Origin of the sequence: Rhizobium leguminosarum, from assembly GCF_004123835.1 — a bacterium.
In the GTDB taxonomy this organism is placed as follows: Bacteria; Pseudomonadota; Alphaproteobacteria; order Rhizobiales; family Rhizobiaceae; genus Rhizobium; species Rhizobium leguminosarum_M.
In genome coordinates this window covers 125,674-140,769 of record NZ_MZMU01000010.1, presented here as the reverse complement: position 1 = coordinate 140,769, position 15,096 = coordinate 125,674, and the positions used below count along the sequence as shown (strand labels likewise).

The following is a 15,096-nucleotide window of genomic DNA, read 5'->3' as shown; positions in this document are numbered from 1 at the left end:
GGGCGGGGAGGCTTTCCCCGCCGTTTATCCATCTCCGTGGCTTGTCAAGGCGACTGACGGTCTGCAATCAGGCTCCAGAAGGGATCGTCGCCGGACAGGTTTTCCAAATCGGCAAGCCTGCGAAGCTGCAGGAAAGAGGCGCCGGACACATTCCGATTTCCCCAGCGCAAGCAGTCCATGAACTTAACTTCACGTTCATGAACGCTCATCGGCGCTTCCAGCGATCCCTTCGCATGCAAGCGGGACTTGTTCAAAATGCGCCCGTCGCGCATCGTGACCGTGACGACATGCGGCAGGCGCTCCACGCCTTTTTCCTCATCAGCCGAATAGGACTGCATTTCGATGCGCGGCATGAACTCCCGGATTTCCGGCCGCCCAATCTCCTGCCCTGTAAAATCCGAAAGGCTAAGAGATCCCTTGAGGAAAGCTGTCGCCAGGCAATATTGCATTGAGAAGCGGGCCTGCATCTCGTCGGTGGGCTCGGGATAAGCGAGGTTGCGGGCAGCGGATATGCCGACTTTCGTCTCGATCCTGGCAATGTCGCCCGCCAAAAGCCCATGCTCCTGCTTCAGATCCAGAAGCGCGTCGATTGCACGATGGGTGGAGGCGCAGCAGGGATGGCGCTTGGTCACCACACCCCGGCTTTCGATGATATGCTCCTCGTCGAATGTCAGGTCTTCCCAGCCCTTGGCATCATCGCCTCCGAAAAGATCGAGGAAGCCTTGCGGCCGTTCGAGGATATCCGCCCGCCCGCTCATGCCCGTAAGCGCCATGCGCGCCGCATCCACGGCATTGCGCGCGGCAATGCCGGCATGAAGCGGTTTGGCGGTCGTGCCGAACTGCCCTTTCGGGCCGCAGGCGAAGCTCGTCGCGAGGCTCATCGCTGCGACTAGGCTCTCTTCGTCGGCGCCGAGAAGCCTTGCCACGCCAGCCGCGGCCCCGATGCTGCCGACCGTCGCCGTTGCGTGCCAGCCCCTGTTGTAGTGAGAGGGATTGACGCCGAAGCCGACCGCCGCCTGCGCTTCCAGCCCGGCCAGATAGGCCTCGAGAAACCGTCTTCCGCTTGTCACCTTGCCGCTCGTCAGAACCGCCAGCAGCGCCGGCACCAGCACTGCGGAAGCATGCGCCCTTGCCGGATGGAAATTGTCATCGAAATCGAGCGCATGAGCCGCCGTTGCATTGATGAGTGCGGCGAAAGAGGGCGAGGCGGAGCCGCCGGTGACGAGCCACGCTTCGCCGCCTCCGGCGATTTCCCCATCGAAGGCGCGGGTGAGCGCGGCAACGCTTTCATCGCCGCTGCCTGCAATCATGCAGCCGATGGTGTCCACCGCAGCATCTCTTGCCCGATCCATCGCGAGGTTTGAGAACGTCGTTCGCGACAGGACCTGTTGCGCGATCTTCCGGAGAATGGTGGCCATTGACGAAAGTCTTTCCGTAAGTTTGGTTCTCAGCGGAAAATGTTCAACTTTCCGCAGGTCCGCAATCTTATGCGGTTTGCGGGTAGGGCTATCGACATTGGAGATAGAATGGCGCGCGACACGAGTGCGGCGATCAGCCTGAAGCATATCGAAGCCTATGACGCCATCGCCGCGACGGGCTCGACGATCGCCGCTTCCGTCGAGCTTGGGATCTCGCAATCGAATGCCAGTCGCTTGTTGCAGCAACTGGAAGACTATCTCGGCGTCCGGCTTTTCGACCGGGAAAAGAACCGGCTTCAACCGACCCGCGAGGGGCTGCAGCTCGGCCCGGAAATCCGTGCCATTTCCGACCGGCTGCGCGCCTTGAAAACGGCGGCGATGGAGCTCGAGAGCGGTCGATCGCGCGAGATCATGCTGCGGCTCGCCTTTCCCTCCAGTCTTTCCTCGACGCGCATTCCGAAGCTGCTGAAGAACTTTCTCGCGGCGAATGGTCCAATGCGCGTCGAAGTCGCATCCGGCAGCTATCTGGCAATTGAACGGATGGTGGCCGACGGCGAGGCCGATCTCGGCTTCGCGCGTCTGCCGCTGATGAGCCCGGGATTGAAACAGGAGAAGATCCTGTCGTCGCGGGTCATTTGCGCCCTGCACAAGGATCATCCCAAGGCCGGCAGCCGCCAATTGTCGGTCGCCGACCTGAAGGGGCAGGATCTGATCATGCTGAACAGGGAGCGACCGGTTCGCCACGAGTTGGAGGCGTTGTTCTACAAGGCCGGCATCCGTCAACGCCCCTTGCTCGAGGCACATTCGGTGGCGAGTGCCTGCGCGCTAGCCGCGCAGGGGCTCGGCATTGCGCTGGTCGGCGAAATCATCGCCCGCGAATATGCGACGCTGCCGCTGCAGTTCATTCCGCTCGAACCAGAACTGCCGGTTGCCTACGCGCTGATCAGCGGAGAGAAATTTCCGATGCCCAAGGCCGCCAGCCTTTTCCTTCAAAGCATTTCGGACTGGGCATGATGACGGTGCTTGAACTGTCCCGGGGGATCGCGAACGCATGAATATCAAGCAACTGGAAGTCCTGCGCACGCTTCTGGCGACGGGGTCGACGATTGCCACGGCAAAGACGATGGGGCTCAGTCAGTCGGGCGTCAGCCGCCTGCTCCAGCAGCTCGAGGCGGATCTTTCGATGTCGCTTTTCGCGCGCGACAAAGGCCGTCTCGTTCCGACCCCCGAGGCCCTGCTTCTTGCCCGCGATGCCGAGAACATCTTGCTGGCGGTCGATCGGATGTCGGGTCATGCGGAGGACTTAAGAAGTGGCGCCGCCGGCCCTGAGATCGTCCGCATCGGCCTGCCGAGCAGCATGTGGGAGCATTTCGCGCCGGCAATGCTGGTCGATTACATCAGCGATTTCCCCGGTGTGCGGATCGAAACCTTCTTCGAGACGACGACCGCGATCAACAAGCTCGTCGAGCAGAGGGTGATCGATTTCGGCTTTCTGCGCATGGAGGGCGAGAGCGGACCGGGCATCGAGGTCGAGCGCGTCGCCACCGGCGAAAGCGTCTGCGTCGTTCCAAAAGACCATCCTCTTGCGAAACTGGAGGAAATCACGGTCAAGAATTTGCGCGACGTTCCTCTCATTCTGATTGGCCGCCAACGGCCGAACCGCATGGCGCTCGACCAGACCTTCCGGCGCGCCGGCATCAAGCAGATCGTCAAAATCGAGACGCATACCAACAGTTCCGCCTGTTCCTATGTCGCGCATGGCCTTGGGGTCACGATCATCAGCAGCTTTTATGCCAATCTCTATCGCCACCTGCCGGTGGTTCACCGTCCTTTCGTGCCACGCGCGACCCAGGAATTCGGATTGGCAAGGGCGGTCGGGACGCCACTCTCGATTGCCGCCCACGCTCTGAGCGATGCCTTGAAGCGACAGATCCAGCTTTCGCAAAAAGACATTTAAAATCAAATTTTTAGCCTGAACTCTTACGCCAAGGCAGCCGCTTTGGTTGCGGTCGTATTCCGCATAGACTTATGACAGAATCGCATAATATTGCGGATATTTCTTCATTCGATCATAGTCTGCAGCAACGAAACCGATGGCGCCGGGCACTGTCCGTCGCCCATCGCGGGGAACAAAAATGCTGAAATTCGTTCTGAACCGCCTGTTGATGGCATTGCCGACGATCGTCCTCGTTTCGGTGACCGTCTTCACCCTGATCCGCTTCATACCCGGCGATCCGGCGGCACTGATGCTGGGTGATATGGCTGAGCCGGCCCAGATCGCGGCGATGCGCTCGGAACTCGGCCTCGACAAATCGCTGCCGGAACAGTTCCTGATCTGGACCGCCAATGTCGTCCAGGGTGACTTCGGCCGCTCGATCGTCAATGACGAGCCGGTTCTGCCGCTCGTCGCATCGCGCTTTCTGGTCAGCGCCGAAGTCGTCGTCGTCGCCGTGCTTCTGGCGAGCCTCATCGCCGTGCCGGCGGGTGTCATCGCCGCCTGGCGGCAAAACAGTCTGACGGACCTGGCGCTGGTCGGCACGGCCACGATCCTGCTGTCGATCCCGACATTCTGGCTCGGCCTCCTGCTTCTGCTTTTCTTCGGCTTGAAACTCAGCTGGCTACCGGTCCTCGGCTATGTCTCGATCGGCAGCAACGTCACCGGCGGCCTGCTCTACCTCGTGCTGCCGATCATGACCCTGGTCATTCATGAGATGGGTGTGTTGATCCGCATGGCACGCGCCTCGACGCTGGAAGTGCTGCGTCTCGACTATATCACCCACGCCCGGGCCAAGGGGCTTTCCGAGAGCGCCGTCCTCTGGCGGCACGCCTTCAAGAATGCCTTCGGCCCGACCTGGACAGTCATCGGTCTGATCCTCGGCAATCTGCTCGGCGGCATTGCCGTCATCGAGACGGTCTTCACCATTCCGGGGCTCGGGCGACTGATGGTCGACAGTATTTTTGCCCGCGATTACCCCGTGATCCAGGGTTGCCTCCTGTTCGTCTCGCTTTCCTATGTGCTGGTCAATTTGGTCGTCGACCTGCTCTATCCCTTGTTCGATCCGCGGGTAGTCGCCGAATGAAAAACGTCACCTTCAACGGTTTCATCGGCAGCACTCTGATTGCCGCATTGCTCATCTCCGCTGCGATCGGCCTTTTCTGGACCCCTTATGATCCGATGAAGCTCGGCTTCACGGCACGGCTGGCGGCACCAAGCGGCGCCCACTGGCTCGGAACCGACGAATTCGGCCGCGACGTGCTCAGCCGCCTGATCGTCGGCGCCCGGGCGAGCGTCTGGATCGGCACCTTGACGGTCACATTCGCGACGGTCTGCGGCACGTTGATCGGTCTCATCAGCGGTTACGCCCGCGGTTGGATCGATGCCGTCATCATGGCCGTCAACAATGCGCTTCTCGCCTTTCCGGGCATCCTTCTGGCGTTGGGATTGCTCGCCGTTTTCGGCGCCAACCAATATGGCATCATCTTCGCGCTGGGCATTGCCTATTCTCCCTCGATGGCCCGCGTTGTCCGGGGTGCCGTCCTGTCGCTGCGCGAGCGGGAATTCATCGAGGCCTCCAAGGTGATGGGCAATAGCGAGCTCTACACCATGTTCCGGCATATCCTTCCCAATTGCGTCGCCCCGATCACCGTGCTTGCGACCTCGATGTTCGGTTGGGCGATCCTTTCGGAAAGCGCGCTCAGCTTTCTCGGTCTCGGCGTTCCGCCACCGGCGCCGACTTGGGGCAACATGCTGGCTGCCGGCCGACCATTCATCGAACAGGCTGTCTGGCTGGGTCTGTTCCCGGGGCTGGCGATCGCCCTGACGCTCCTCGGCATCAATCTTCTGGGCGACGCTCTTCGGGACAAGCTTGATCCGCGGATGAGGGGGCTGAAATGACCAATAGAACGCTTTTGAATGTCCGCAACCTGTCGCTTCAGGTCACAGGGACCGGTGTGCAGGTCGTCAAGGACGTCAGTTTTGACATCGCCCCAGGCGAGATCTTCGGCATCGTCGGAGAAAGCGGATCGGGCAAGACGCTGGCAACACGCGCCCTGATCTCGCTGCTGCCGGCACCCATCAAGGTGATCGGCGGCTCCGTTGCCTACAAGGGACGCGACGTGCTTTCCATGAACGGCGCGCAATTGCGCCAATTGCGTGGTGCGGAAATCGGGGTCGTCTTCCAGGAGCCGATGACCTCGCTCAATCCCTCGATGACCGTCGGCCGCCAACTCGAAGAAGGGTTGCAGCTGCATACGAAACTTTCGCAGGAAGAGCGGCGCAGCCGGATCCTCGACATGCTGAACCGGGTCGGCATCCGCGACCCCGCCGGGGCGCTCGCTTCCTATCCGCATGAATTCTCGGGCGGCATGCGCCAGCGCATCATGCTGGCATCGGTCATGCTGCTGAAACCGGCGCTCTTGATCGCCGACGAGCCGACGACTGCGCTCGATGCCGTGATCCAGCGCGATGTCATGGAATTGATGGTGGAGTTGACGCAGGCGGAAGGCACCGCCGTGCTGCTGATCAGTCACGACCTGCCGATGGTTGCCCGTTACACGAACCGCATCGTCGTCATGGAAAAGGGCGTGATCGTCGAAGAAGGACGCACCGCCGATCTGCTCGACGCACCGCAGCGTGCCTATACGAAGAAACTGCTTTCCTCCCTGCCGTTCCGCGGAGAGACGCGGACGATCGACAAGACCAGGGCGCCGATGGTTTCGGCGCGGGATATCGTCGTCGATTATGCGGGCCGGCGGTCGCTGATGAAGAAGGCAACGCCGAAACGGGCGCTGCATGGCGTCAGCATCGATATCCACGAGGGCGAAGTCGTGGCACTGGTCGGCGGTTCGGGTTCCGGCAAGACCACGCTCGGCCGCACCATTGCCGGACTGGTCCGGGAGAGTGAAGGCGATATCCGGTTCAAGGGACGCAGCCGCGACGACGACTGGATGGACTATCGGCTGAATTGCCAGATGGTGTTTCAGGATCCTTATTCCTCGCTCGATCCGCGCATGACCATCCTCGCGCTCGTGGAAGAAGCGCTGCGGCTCGTTCCCGATCTCGACGCTGCGGCAAAGCGCAAGCGCGCCCTGGAGACGCTGGAGGAAGTCGGGCTTGGGTCCGACTATGCCGGGCGCTACCCGCATGAGCTTTCGGGCGGCCAGCGGCAGCGCGTGGCGATTGCCCGCGCCATTGCGCGCCGGCCGAAATTCCTGATCGCCGACGAACCGGTATCGGCCCTCGACGTGACGGTCAGAGCGCAGGTGCTCGAACTCCTGTCCGATCTGCAAAAACGCTACGGCTTTTCCTGCCTGTTCATCAGCCATGATCTCGGCGTGGTCGAACAGGTGGCCGATCGCGTCGTCGTCATGCAGGACGGCCGGATCATCGAGGAGGGCGACCGCGATACGGTTTTCGACAGCCCGAAGGAGGCCTATACGCAAAGGCTTCTCTCGGCCATCCCCGCTCTGGACCACAATGCTCAGGGCGGCGTGATCCTCAAATGGCGCCTGGAGAACTGACATGACGACGATGATTGAATCCGGAAAGCTCGCGGAGCGATTGAACGCGATCTGCGATGCGCAGCCGTTCGTGACGCGCTTCATGGTGCGTGCACTTGGCAGCGGCGAAACGATCGGCAGAGGCGCGGACGAGGAAACCCCTTCCGCCAGCACCCGAAAGACCTCGATCATGATGGCGGCCCTGAAGGCCGCGCATGAAGGCCGCCTGGACCTGGACGAACCGATCACCTACGAAAAACGTTTCGCCGAGGAAGTGGCGAGCGGGATGTTCCGCTATCTGACGCCTGGTATCGTCATATCGCTGCGCGATGCCATCACCGGCATGATGGTGCTGAGCGACAATGTCTGCACCAAAATGGTCTTCGAAAGGCTGACGCTCGAAGAGGTCGACAGCTATTGCAAGTCGATTGGCATGACGGGCACCAACCATCGCTTCCTCATCCCTCCCTTGGCGTTGTCGCCCGATCATTCCTTGAAGGCCGTCACCACGACGACGGCGCGGGATCAGGTCTATCTGCTGCAGACCATCCTGGATGCGCAGGATTCGCGGGAAGCCGCGGACCGGCTCGGCTGCTCGCAGGCGCTTTGCGCCTATGCGCTTCAAACCCTGAAGAACCAGATCCTGCGTTATGCCATTCCCTCCCGGCTGCCCTTCGGTGTGCTCGTCGCCCACAAGGGCGGCACGGGAAAGCGCGGCCGCATGAATGCCGGTATCGTCTATCGCGACGGGTCCCCTTTCTACATCATCGCCGCCTATACCGACGACGTGCCGCAGGAGATGCCGGACGGCACCCCCGGCTACACGGTCGCGCTTGAAACCATCGGCAGGCTTTCACGCGCCTGCTGGGATGAATTCCAATCCTAACGATCATAAAAAGAGGGTAGAACAAATGCACAAGCTTCTTCTTGCAGGCACCATGTTGATGGCGATGACCGGCGTGGTCGACGCCCGCGACATCGTCGTGGCTCAAAGTTCCGATCTGCGCAGCAACAATCCGGGCGTCAATCGCGACGGCAATACCGATGGCGTCATCCTGCATATCGTCGAAGGGCTCGTCGGCTATGCCAACAACGGCGAGGTCAAGCCGCTGCTGGCAAAGAGCTTCGAAGTCTCGGCGGACGGGCTGAGCTACAGCTTCAAACTGCGTGACGACGTCAAATTTCACAATGGTAAGACATTGACTGCCGATGACGTCGTGTGGAACTGGAACCGTTATCTCAAGCCCGAAACGAAATGGACCTGCCTTCCTGATTTCGACGGCAGCGGCAGCGTCCATGTTACCGGGATCAAGGCAGTCGATGCTTCGACCGTCACCATCACGCTGGAAAAGCCATCCGCGGTTTTCCTTGGCCTGATGTCGCGCCCCGAATGCGGTTACACCGGGATCATTTCCCCGGAATCGGTCGGCGCGGACGGAAATTTCGTCAAGCCGATCGGCACCGGTCCCTTCAAATGGGATGAATGGAAGAAGGGCGAGTATATCCATCTCGCCAAGTTCGACGATTATGTCTCGCCTCAGAACGACGGCAAGCCCGACGGCATGGTCGGCTCCAAACGCCCTCTCGTCGATGGCATCAAGTTCATGGTCATTCCCGATGCTTCGACCGTAAAGGCCGGCCTTCAGTCCGGTGTGCTCGATACCGCGGAGATTTCGCCGGATCTCATTCCCGAATTCAAGACGAGCGGCACGATGCAACTGATCGTGGCTCGCAACAACGGCAAAAACCTCTTCTACATCCAGACGCGCGACAAGGTTCTGAGCAATCCCGGCGTGCGCCGCGCCATGGCGATGGCGCTCGATCTCGACCAGCTCGTCGAGGCAGCCTCCAATGGCACCGGCGCAGCCAACGGTTCCATGGTTTCGCAAGACTCGCTCTATTTCGACGATGTCCAGAAGAAGCGTCTGCCCTACGACATCGACGCCGCGAAGAAAGAGCTTGCGGAGGCCGGCTATAAGGGCGAGCCGATTACCATCATCGCCAACAAGCGCAGCAACGTGCCAAGCTTCCCGGCCGCGGTGATGGCGCAGGCCATGATGCAGCAGGCAGGTCTCAATGTGCAGATCGAGGTGCTCGACTATGCGACGCAGGTCGATCGCCGCCGGTCCGGCAACTACCAGATCATCTCGCAATCGGTCGCGCCGCGGCTCGATCCGGCGCTGATGTACGGCTTCTATGTCGGCAACAAGGACAAGAACGCTTCCTTGATGTGGGATGACCCGAAGGCAGTCGAGTTGATGAAGGCCGCCTATGCGGAACCCGACCAGACGAAGCGTCAGGCGATCTTCGACGAGTTTCACACGCTGATGCTCAAGCAAATGCCAGGCATCTTCCTCTATGACATGGTCGATGTCTGGGGCGCGACCAAGAAGCTGAAGGGTCAGCCCGTCTGGCAATCGAATGCCCGTCTTTGGGAAGTTTCGCTCGACAATTGAGCCTGAACTGCCGCGCCCGGATGGTTCGGGCGCCGCCATCCTACTTCGACAATCAACAGGAGATCCGGCAGGCAGTCCTGCCGGGTCCGGTGCAACACGTCCCTGTGGCGGCAGGACAGCCAGCGAGGAATACCATGAATCTTGACGCGATCAGCTCCATTGCCGCGACGATCGAAAAGATGAAGCCGGATTATATCGCCCTCAGCGACAGTATCTGGGATTTCGCGGAGCTGAAATTCGAGGAGCGGCGCTCGTCGCAATTGCTGGCAAGGACGCTCGAGGAAAACGGCTTTGCCGTGCGCCGCGGCGTCGCAGGCATGGAAACGGCCTTCATCGGCGAATCCGGCAGCGGCAGGCCGGTGATTGCTTTCCTCGGCGAATTCGATGCCCTGGCCGGAATGAGCCAGACCGCCGATGTGGCCGAGCCTCTTCCCGAGGCGGCGGGAGCAACCGGTCACGGCTGCGGGCACAATCTGCTTGGTGTCGGATCGCTGATGGCGGCGGTTGCGCTTGCCCGCCACCTGAAGGAGAACAACCTGCCCGGAACGGTGCGCTATTACGGCTGCCCGGGAGAGGAGGGCGGTTCCGGCAAGACCTTCATGGTTCGTGCCGGCGCATTCGATGACGTCGATGCCGCCCTGACCTGGCATCCGGCTCCTTTCAACGGTGTTCGTTCAACGAACAATCTTGCCGTTCTCGAATATTATTATCGCTTCAGGGGTGTCGCCGCACATGCGGCCAACAGCGCCCATCTCGGCCGTTCGGCGCTCGATGCGGTCGAACTCATGAATGTCGGCGTCAATTTCCTGCGCGAACACATGCCGCAGGATTGTCGCGTTCACTACGCGATCACCGACACCGGCGGCAGGGCCGCCAATGTTGTGCAGGCCAGCGCCGAGGTTCTCTATCTGATCAGGGCGCCTGACATGCCGCAGGCGCTTGAGCTTGCCGGGCGCGTCGAGAAAGTCGCGCGAGGCGCCGCGATGATGACCGAAACCGCGGTCGAGATCGTGTTCGACACCGCTTCGACCAACCTTCTTCCCAACATCACGCTGGAAACGGCAATGCACGAGAACATGGTCGCGCTCGGGCCGATAGCCTTCGACGAGGGCGACATCGCCTTCGCCCGGAAGATCCAGGAAACCTTCACTGAGGAAGCGATCAGGAGCAGCATCCGCCTCTATCAGATCAAGGGCGATGTGTTCTCCAATGCCAAGGTCGATGGCTCGACGCCCTTGCACACCGGTCTGCGCGATTTCGAGGGACAATCGCATTTCCGGGCCGGATCGACCGATGTCGGCGACGTCAGCTGGGTGACGCCGACGGCGCAATGCTGGGCGCCGGCCTGGGCGATCGGCACCAATCCCCATACCTGGCAGGTCGTCGCGCAGGGAAAAAGCCCGGCCGCGCACAAAGCCATGGCGCATGCGGCCAAGACGCTTGCGACAACGGGGCTCGCATTGATGTCGTCATCCGACCTTCTGGCAGCCGCGACGGCCGAGTGGCGGGAAAAGACCAGCGGCAAAGCCTATGTGTGCCCGATACCTGACGATGTGATGCCTGCAACGGTTCACAGCCGGTAGTTCCCGTCTCGGTCTACTGTGACAGCGACCTGCATCGCACCCGCTTGCAGTATCCCATGAAAAAGCACTAAGGGTATGGAAGTCGAAAGCGCGGAACTGAGGCATTCACCGCTTTCGAACCTCCAACACGTCGGAAAAGGCAAAGATGACAAGCTCCGAATGGCGGGTGGGAGTGCTGTTTTCCAGAAGCGGAATTAGCGAAATTACGGAAACCGAGCACTTTCTTGGCACCGCACTTGCGATCGAGGAAGTCAATGCGGCGGGGGGCGTGCTTGGCAAGCCCATCGTTCCGATCGCCTATGATCCGGGCGGGGATCAAACCGCCTATCGCAATCTGGCACGGCGCCTGCTGGCCGATGACGACGTCAACATCATTTTCGGTGCCTCGATGTCAGCCAGCAGAAAGGCGGTACTGCCGATCGTCGAGCGGCACAACGGACTGCTGTTTTATCCGTCGATGTATGAAGGCTTCGAATATTCGGAGAATGTGGTCTATACCGGCGCCACCCTCAATCAGAACACCTTCGCGCTCGCGGAATACCTTCTCCGCCACCACGGACGCCGCATCCTCTTCGTCGGCGCGGATTATATTTATCCGCGCGAATCCAATCGGGTCATGCGGGATGTGGTAGAGGCAAAGGGCGGTGAAGTCGTCAGCGAGCGATATCTTCCTCTTCATGCCGACGAACAAACCTTGCGTTCGGTTATTTCCGATATCGTCCGTCTCAAGCCCGATGCCATCTTCTCGACGATCATCGGCCGACCGGCGCAGCGTTTTTACCGCATGTATGCCGAGACCGGAATCGATCGAAGGCGAGTTCCGATTGCCAGTCTGACCATGGCCGAGAGCGAGATTCGCGAGATCGGAGCCGAGGCCTGCACCGGCCATATTCTCTCGGCGACCTATTTCCAGACGGTCGAAAACGAGGCGAATGAGCGCTTCGTAGGGGCATTCAAAGCCCGCTTCGGCCAGGACTTCACCACCAGCGTCTGGTCGCAGCCGGCCTATGCGCAGGTTCACCTTTTCGCCCGCGCGCTTGCTCGGGCCGGCTCGCTCGAAACCCATCGCATTTCCGAGGAAATTCTCCTGGAAGACTTTCTTGCTCCGGAAGGCCGGATCAATTTCGACGCCGATACCCGCCACCTCTGGCTGCATCCCCGCATTGGCGTGGCGCGCGCCGATGGACTGTTTGATATTGCCTGGCAGGCGCCTGGCCCGATCCGGCCGGATCCCTACCTGACGGCTTCGCGGTTCGAAGACGTTTGGCTGGAGGCCTGAGATGGCGGGACCGAGCAGGATCGTTCAGGATCTGCGGCGCGCACGCGTTCTAGTCGTCCATCCTCGCGACGAGGACGGCGACGTGCTGATCGCCCACCTCAAGCGCCTTGGCTGTGAGGTCCGGGCCACCTGGCCGCTTCCGCCAGCCTTGCCTCCTGACGTAGACACCGTCTTTCTGCACGTCGAGGATGTGCATGTCGAGCACGCGCTGCAGATTATCGACCTCCAGCAGACGGCGATCATCGCCATCGTAACTTATGAGAGCCCGACCGCCCTCCAGGCGATCATCGATCTCAACGCTCACGGCGTTATCAGCAAACCGTTGCGGCCGCTCGGCATTCTGACGCAATTTGCGCTTGCACGTTATCGGCATAGCTACGAAAAACGGCTCGCCGGCAAGGTGCAGAAACTCGAGGAAACCTTGAAAAGTCGCCGGCTGGTCGAAAAAGCCGTTTCGGCGTTGCGGGTGATGAATGGTCTCGACGAGGAGGCGGCCTATAAGCTCTTGCGCGATCAGGCGACGTCAAAGCGCGTTCCGATGGCGACGATCGCCGAATCCATCATTGCCGCGCAAGACACCATGAAAAGCCTCGGACTTTCCATCGGCGCAAAAACTCAACCTTAGGTCGCCGAACCTGTGCCCCCTGAAGATGCCCGCTAAAGCCGCTTGACGGTCACATTCTTTCGTGCAAGCCTAAAGACAACGAGCAGGTTTGCTCGGCGGCAGGGCTGCCGCATTCACATCATGGCTATGTAGCCTCTGGTTCACGGATTGAATTCCGTGCCAGAGGTTTTTTGCGTTTGGAGACAAGATTGACCGTCAAGACCTCAGCCGCACGGACGGTAACCGTCGCAACCGTCCAATTCGAACCGATCGTCGGTGATCGCGCCGGTAATCTTGCGGCTATCGATCGGCTGGTGAGGTCGGCAAAGACCAGGGGCGCGGAGATCGTCGTTCTGCCGGAACTGGCCGATAGCGGCTACACCTTCCGTGACGGCGACGAGGTTGCGGCATTGGCCGGCCCGGTACCCGGCGGCCCGAGTGCCGAGACGCTCTGCCGTCTTGCCGAGGAGCTTCGCCTTTACATCGTCAGCGGCGTTGCCGAGCAGGATGGCGACCGGTTTTACAACAGCGCTCTTCTCTGCGGTCCCGAGGGATATATCGGCAAATACCGCAAGCTTCATCTATGGAACAACGAAAACCGTCTTTTCAGAAAAGGCGATCTCGGACTGCCGGTATTCGATCTGCCCTTCGGCCGTATCGGCATCGCTATCTGCTACGACGGCTGGTTTCCGGAAACATTTCGTCAGTTGGCGCTGGCCGGCGCCGAACTGGTCTGCGTACCTACCAACTGGGTACCGATGGCCGGTGCGGAAAGCGTTCCCGAGCCGATGGCCAATATTCTGCACAAGGCGGCCGCCCACACCAATGGTCTTTACATTGCCTGCGCTGACCGGATCGGCATCGAGCGTGGCCAGTCCTTCATCGGCCGCAGCCTAATCGTCGGCCCGCAAGGCTGGCCGATATCCGGTCCGGCCAGCGCCGATCGCGAGGAAATCCTCCTTGCGCAAATCGATCTGTCGAGCGTGACGGAAACCCGCACGCTCAACAGCTTCAATCATCTGCTCGGCGATCGCCGAGCCGATGTCTACGGGTAACATCGACCCACTCAAGAAAGGGGAACAAAATGCAAATGAAAACCATAATGCTGACGCTGGCATCTGCGGCATTCGCCACCGCAGCTTTCGCCGAGGATCCGATCAAGATCGGCGTGCCGGTCGGGCTGTCTGGCGCAAACAGCGTGGTCGCGCCGTCCGTCGTCCAAGCTGCGGAGCTTGCCGTCGAAGAAATCAATGCCAAAGGCGGCGTGCTCGGGCGGCCTCTGCAGCTTGAGATCGCCGACGACGCGTCAGGTGCGGCCGGCGCGCAAAAGGCCTTCGATTCCCTGATTTTCCAGAAGGAGGTGAACGTCGTCATCGCGATGGAGACGAGCGCTGCGCGCAATGCCGGCCTGCCGATCATTTCCAAGGGTGACGTGCCGTACATCTACACGTCTTTTTACGAAGGCAAATCCTGCAACGCCCATCTTTTCGTCGATGCCTGGGTTCCGGAACAGCAGGTCCCGCCTGTCGTCGACAATTTCATCAGCAAACAGGGCGCAAAGAAGTTCTTCCTGATCGGTTCGGATTATGCCTTCGGACGCGGCATGCTGACCTTCGCCAAGGGCTATATCGAAAAAGCCGGCGCTCAGATCGTCGGCGAGGAATATCTGCCGATGGACGGCAGCGACTGGACGGCGATCATCTCCAAGGTCCGCTCCTCGGGCGCCGACGCCATCATAACCTCGACAGCCGGTGGCGCACCGAACGTGACCTTGACCAAGCAGTTGCGCTCGTCTGGCGTCACCCTGCCTTACGGCAATCTCGCCGTTGACGAAGGCACCGCCAAGAGCATGGGCGCGGATGCCAAGGATATCTTCCTCTCCGCATCCTACGTCACCGGCATCGACAGCCCGGAAAACAAGGCTTTTCTCTCGGCCATGGACAAGAAGTTCGGCAAGGAACTGCGCACGCCGAACGATCTTTCCGTGCCGCAATATGAAGCGATCTACCTTTACAAGGCAGCCGTCGAAAAGGCCGGCAGCACGGATACGGCGGACGTGCTCAAAGCCCTCCCTGACGTATCCTTCACCGGTCCGCGCGGCAAGATCTCCATGAACAAACAGCACCACGCGCCGCTGACGATGTATCTTGGCCAGGTAAAGGACGATGGCAGCGTTGCAGTCGTCGATAGCTTCAAGGACGTCGATCCCGGCGATCAGTGCCCGAATCTCTGAAACCAGCGTGGCGGGGCAGGGTGC

13 protein-coding genes are annotated in these 15,096 nt (G+C 60.6%); 12 read left to right on the top strand and 1 reads right to left on the bottom strand.

Translation table 11 applies throughout. The annotated features are described in order from the left end of the window. Nucleotides 1-44 precede the first annotated feature (44 nt). Nucleotides 45-1,418 (bottom strand): MmgE/PrpD family protein, encoded by a 1,374-nt coding sequence (locus B5P46_RS14105; protein ID WP_129419197.1) that lies wholly within the window; start codon nt 1,416-1,418, stop codon nt 45-47. Nucleotides 1,419-1,457: 39 nt separating this feature from the next. Here B5P46_RS14105 and B5P46_RS14100 point away from each other — a divergent pair, with 39 nt between their 5' ends. The 12 genes from B5P46_RS14100 (at nt 1,458) to B5P46_RS14045 (ending at nt 15,072) form a co-directional block, all read left to right on the top strand. Further along, nucleotides 1,458-2,432: a LysR family transcriptional regulator gene (locus B5P46_RS14100; RefSeq protein ID WP_206735349.1), complete on the top strand. Its 975-nt coding sequence runs from the start codon at nt 1,458-1,460 to the stop codon at nt 2,430-2,432. A 37-nt stretch (nt 2,433-2,469) separates the two neighbouring features. Beyond that, complete coding sequence (locus B5P46_RS14095) at nt 2,470-3,375, top strand: LysR family transcriptional regulator (protein ID WP_129419195.1); 906 nt, start codon at nt 2,470-2,472, stop codon at nt 3,373-3,375. A gap of 178 nt (nt 3,376-3,553) precedes the next feature. Beyond that, entirely contained in the window at nt 3,554-4,498 is a 945-nt protein-coding gene (locus tag B5P46_RS14090) for an ABC transporter permease (RefSeq protein WP_097629054.1), read from the top strand. Further along, a complete protein-coding gene (locus B5P46_RS14085) occupies nt 4,495-5,313 on the top strand; it encodes an ABC transporter permease (protein WP_129419194.1) in 819 nt (272 codons plus the stop codon). The genes B5P46_RS14090 and B5P46_RS14085 overlap by 4 nt, the downstream gene beginning before the upstream one ends. Then, the gene (locus tag B5P46_RS14080) at nt 5,310-6,938 is read left to right on the top strand and encodes an ABC transporter ATP-binding protein (protein WP_129419193.1); all 1,629 of its coding nucleotides are present in this window, start codon (nt 5,310-5,312) and stop codon (nt 6,936-6,938) included. Before B5P46_RS14085 ends, B5P46_RS14080 begins: the two co-directional genes overlap by 4 nt. A gap of 1 nt (nt 6,939) precedes the next feature. Further along, nucleotides 6,940-7,803: a serine hydrolase gene (locus B5P46_RS14075; RefSeq protein ID WP_129419192.1), complete on the top strand. Its 864-nt coding sequence runs from the start codon at nt 6,940-6,942 to the stop codon at nt 7,801-7,803. Nucleotides 7,804-7,828: 25 nt separating this feature from the next. After that, nucleotides 7,829-9,373 (top strand): ABC transporter substrate-binding protein, encoded by a 1,545-nt coding sequence (locus tag B5P46_RS14070; RefSeq protein ID WP_129419191.1) that lies wholly within the window; start codon nt 7,829-7,831, stop codon nt 9,371-9,373. A 134-nt stretch (nt 9,374-9,507) separates the two neighbouring features. Next, nucleotides 9,508-10,956 (top strand): M20 family metallopeptidase, encoded by a 1,449-nt coding sequence (locus B5P46_RS14065; RefSeq protein WP_129419190.1) that lies wholly within the window; start codon nt 9,508-9,510, stop codon nt 10,954-10,956. Nucleotides 10,957-11,101: 145 nt separating this feature from the next. Beyond that, nucleotides 11,102-12,235 (top strand): transporter substrate-binding domain-containing protein, encoded by a 1,134-nt coding sequence (locus B5P46_RS14060; RefSeq protein ID WP_129419189.1) that lies wholly within the window; start codon nt 11,102-11,104, stop codon nt 12,233-12,235. Nucleotide 12,236: 1 nt separating this feature from the next. Then, nucleotides 12,237-12,860 (top strand): ANTAR domain-containing response regulator, encoded by a 624-nt coding sequence (locus tag B5P46_RS14055; RefSeq protein WP_027665527.1) that lies wholly within the window; start codon nt 12,237-12,239, stop codon nt 12,858-12,860. 188 nt (nt 12,861-13,048) lie between these two features. After that, on the top strand, nt 13,049-13,894 hold the full coding sequence (locus B5P46_RS14050; RefSeq protein ID WP_129419188.1) for a nitrilase family protein: 846 nt from the start codon (nt 13,049-13,051) through the stop codon (nt 13,892-13,894). A 29-nt stretch (nt 13,895-13,923) separates the two neighbouring features. Then, nucleotides 13,924-15,072 (top strand): substrate-binding protein, encoded by a 1,149-nt coding sequence (locus tag B5P46_RS14045; protein ID WP_129419187.1) that lies wholly within the window; start codon nt 13,924-13,926, stop codon nt 15,070-15,072. The last annotated feature ends 24 nt before the right edge of the window (nt 15,073-15,096 follow it).

What these genes read in the sequence shown, in the direction of transcription:
- B5P46_RS14065 (WP_129419190.1), top strand. Translation starts at nt 9,508, where the DNA reads ATGAATCTTGACGCGATCAGCTCCATTGCCGCGACGATCGAAAAGATG.
- B5P46_RS14105 (WP_129419197.1), bottom strand. Translation starts at nt 1,418, where the DNA reads ATGGCCACCATTCTCCGGAAGATCGCGCAACAGGTCCTGTCGCGAACG.
- B5P46_RS14070 (WP_129419191.1), top strand. Translation starts at nt 7,829, where the DNA reads ATGCACAAGCTTCTTCTTGCAGGCACCATGTTGATGGCGATGACCGGC.
- B5P46_RS14095 (WP_129419195.1), top strand. Translation starts at nt 2,470, where the DNA reads ATGAATATCAAGCAACTGGAAGTCCTGCGCACGCTTCTGGCGACGGGG.
- B5P46_RS14090 (WP_097629054.1), top strand. Translation starts at nt 3,554, where the DNA reads ATGCTGAAATTCGTTCTGAACCGCCTGTTGATGGCATTGCCGACGATC.
- B5P46_RS14080 (WP_129419193.1), top strand. Translation starts at nt 5,310, where the DNA reads ATGACCAATAGAACGCTTTTGAATGTCCGCAACCTGTCGCTTCAGGTC.
- B5P46_RS14100 (WP_206735349.1), top strand. Translation starts at nt 1,458, where the DNA reads ATGTTCAACTTTCCGCAGGTCCGCAATCTTATGCGGTTTGCGGGTAGG.
- B5P46_RS14075 (WP_129419192.1), top strand. Translation starts at nt 6,940, where the DNA reads ATGACGACGATGATTGAATCCGGAAAGCTCGCGGAGCGATTGAACGCG.
- B5P46_RS14045 (WP_129419187.1), top strand. Translation starts at nt 13,924, where the DNA reads ATGCAAATGAAAACCATAATGCTGACGCTGGCATCTGCGGCATTCGCC.
- B5P46_RS14085 (WP_129419194.1), top strand. Translation starts at nt 4,495, where the DNA reads ATGAAAAACGTCACCTTCAACGGTTTCATCGGCAGCACTCTGATTGCC.
- B5P46_RS14060 (WP_129419189.1), top strand. Translation starts at nt 11,102, where the DNA reads ATGACAAGCTCCGAATGGCGGGTGGGAGTGCTGTTTTCCAGAAGCGGA.
- B5P46_RS14055 (WP_027665527.1), top strand. Translation starts at nt 12,237, where the DNA reads ATGGCGGGACCGAGCAGGATCGTTCAGGATCTGCGGCGCGCACGCGTT.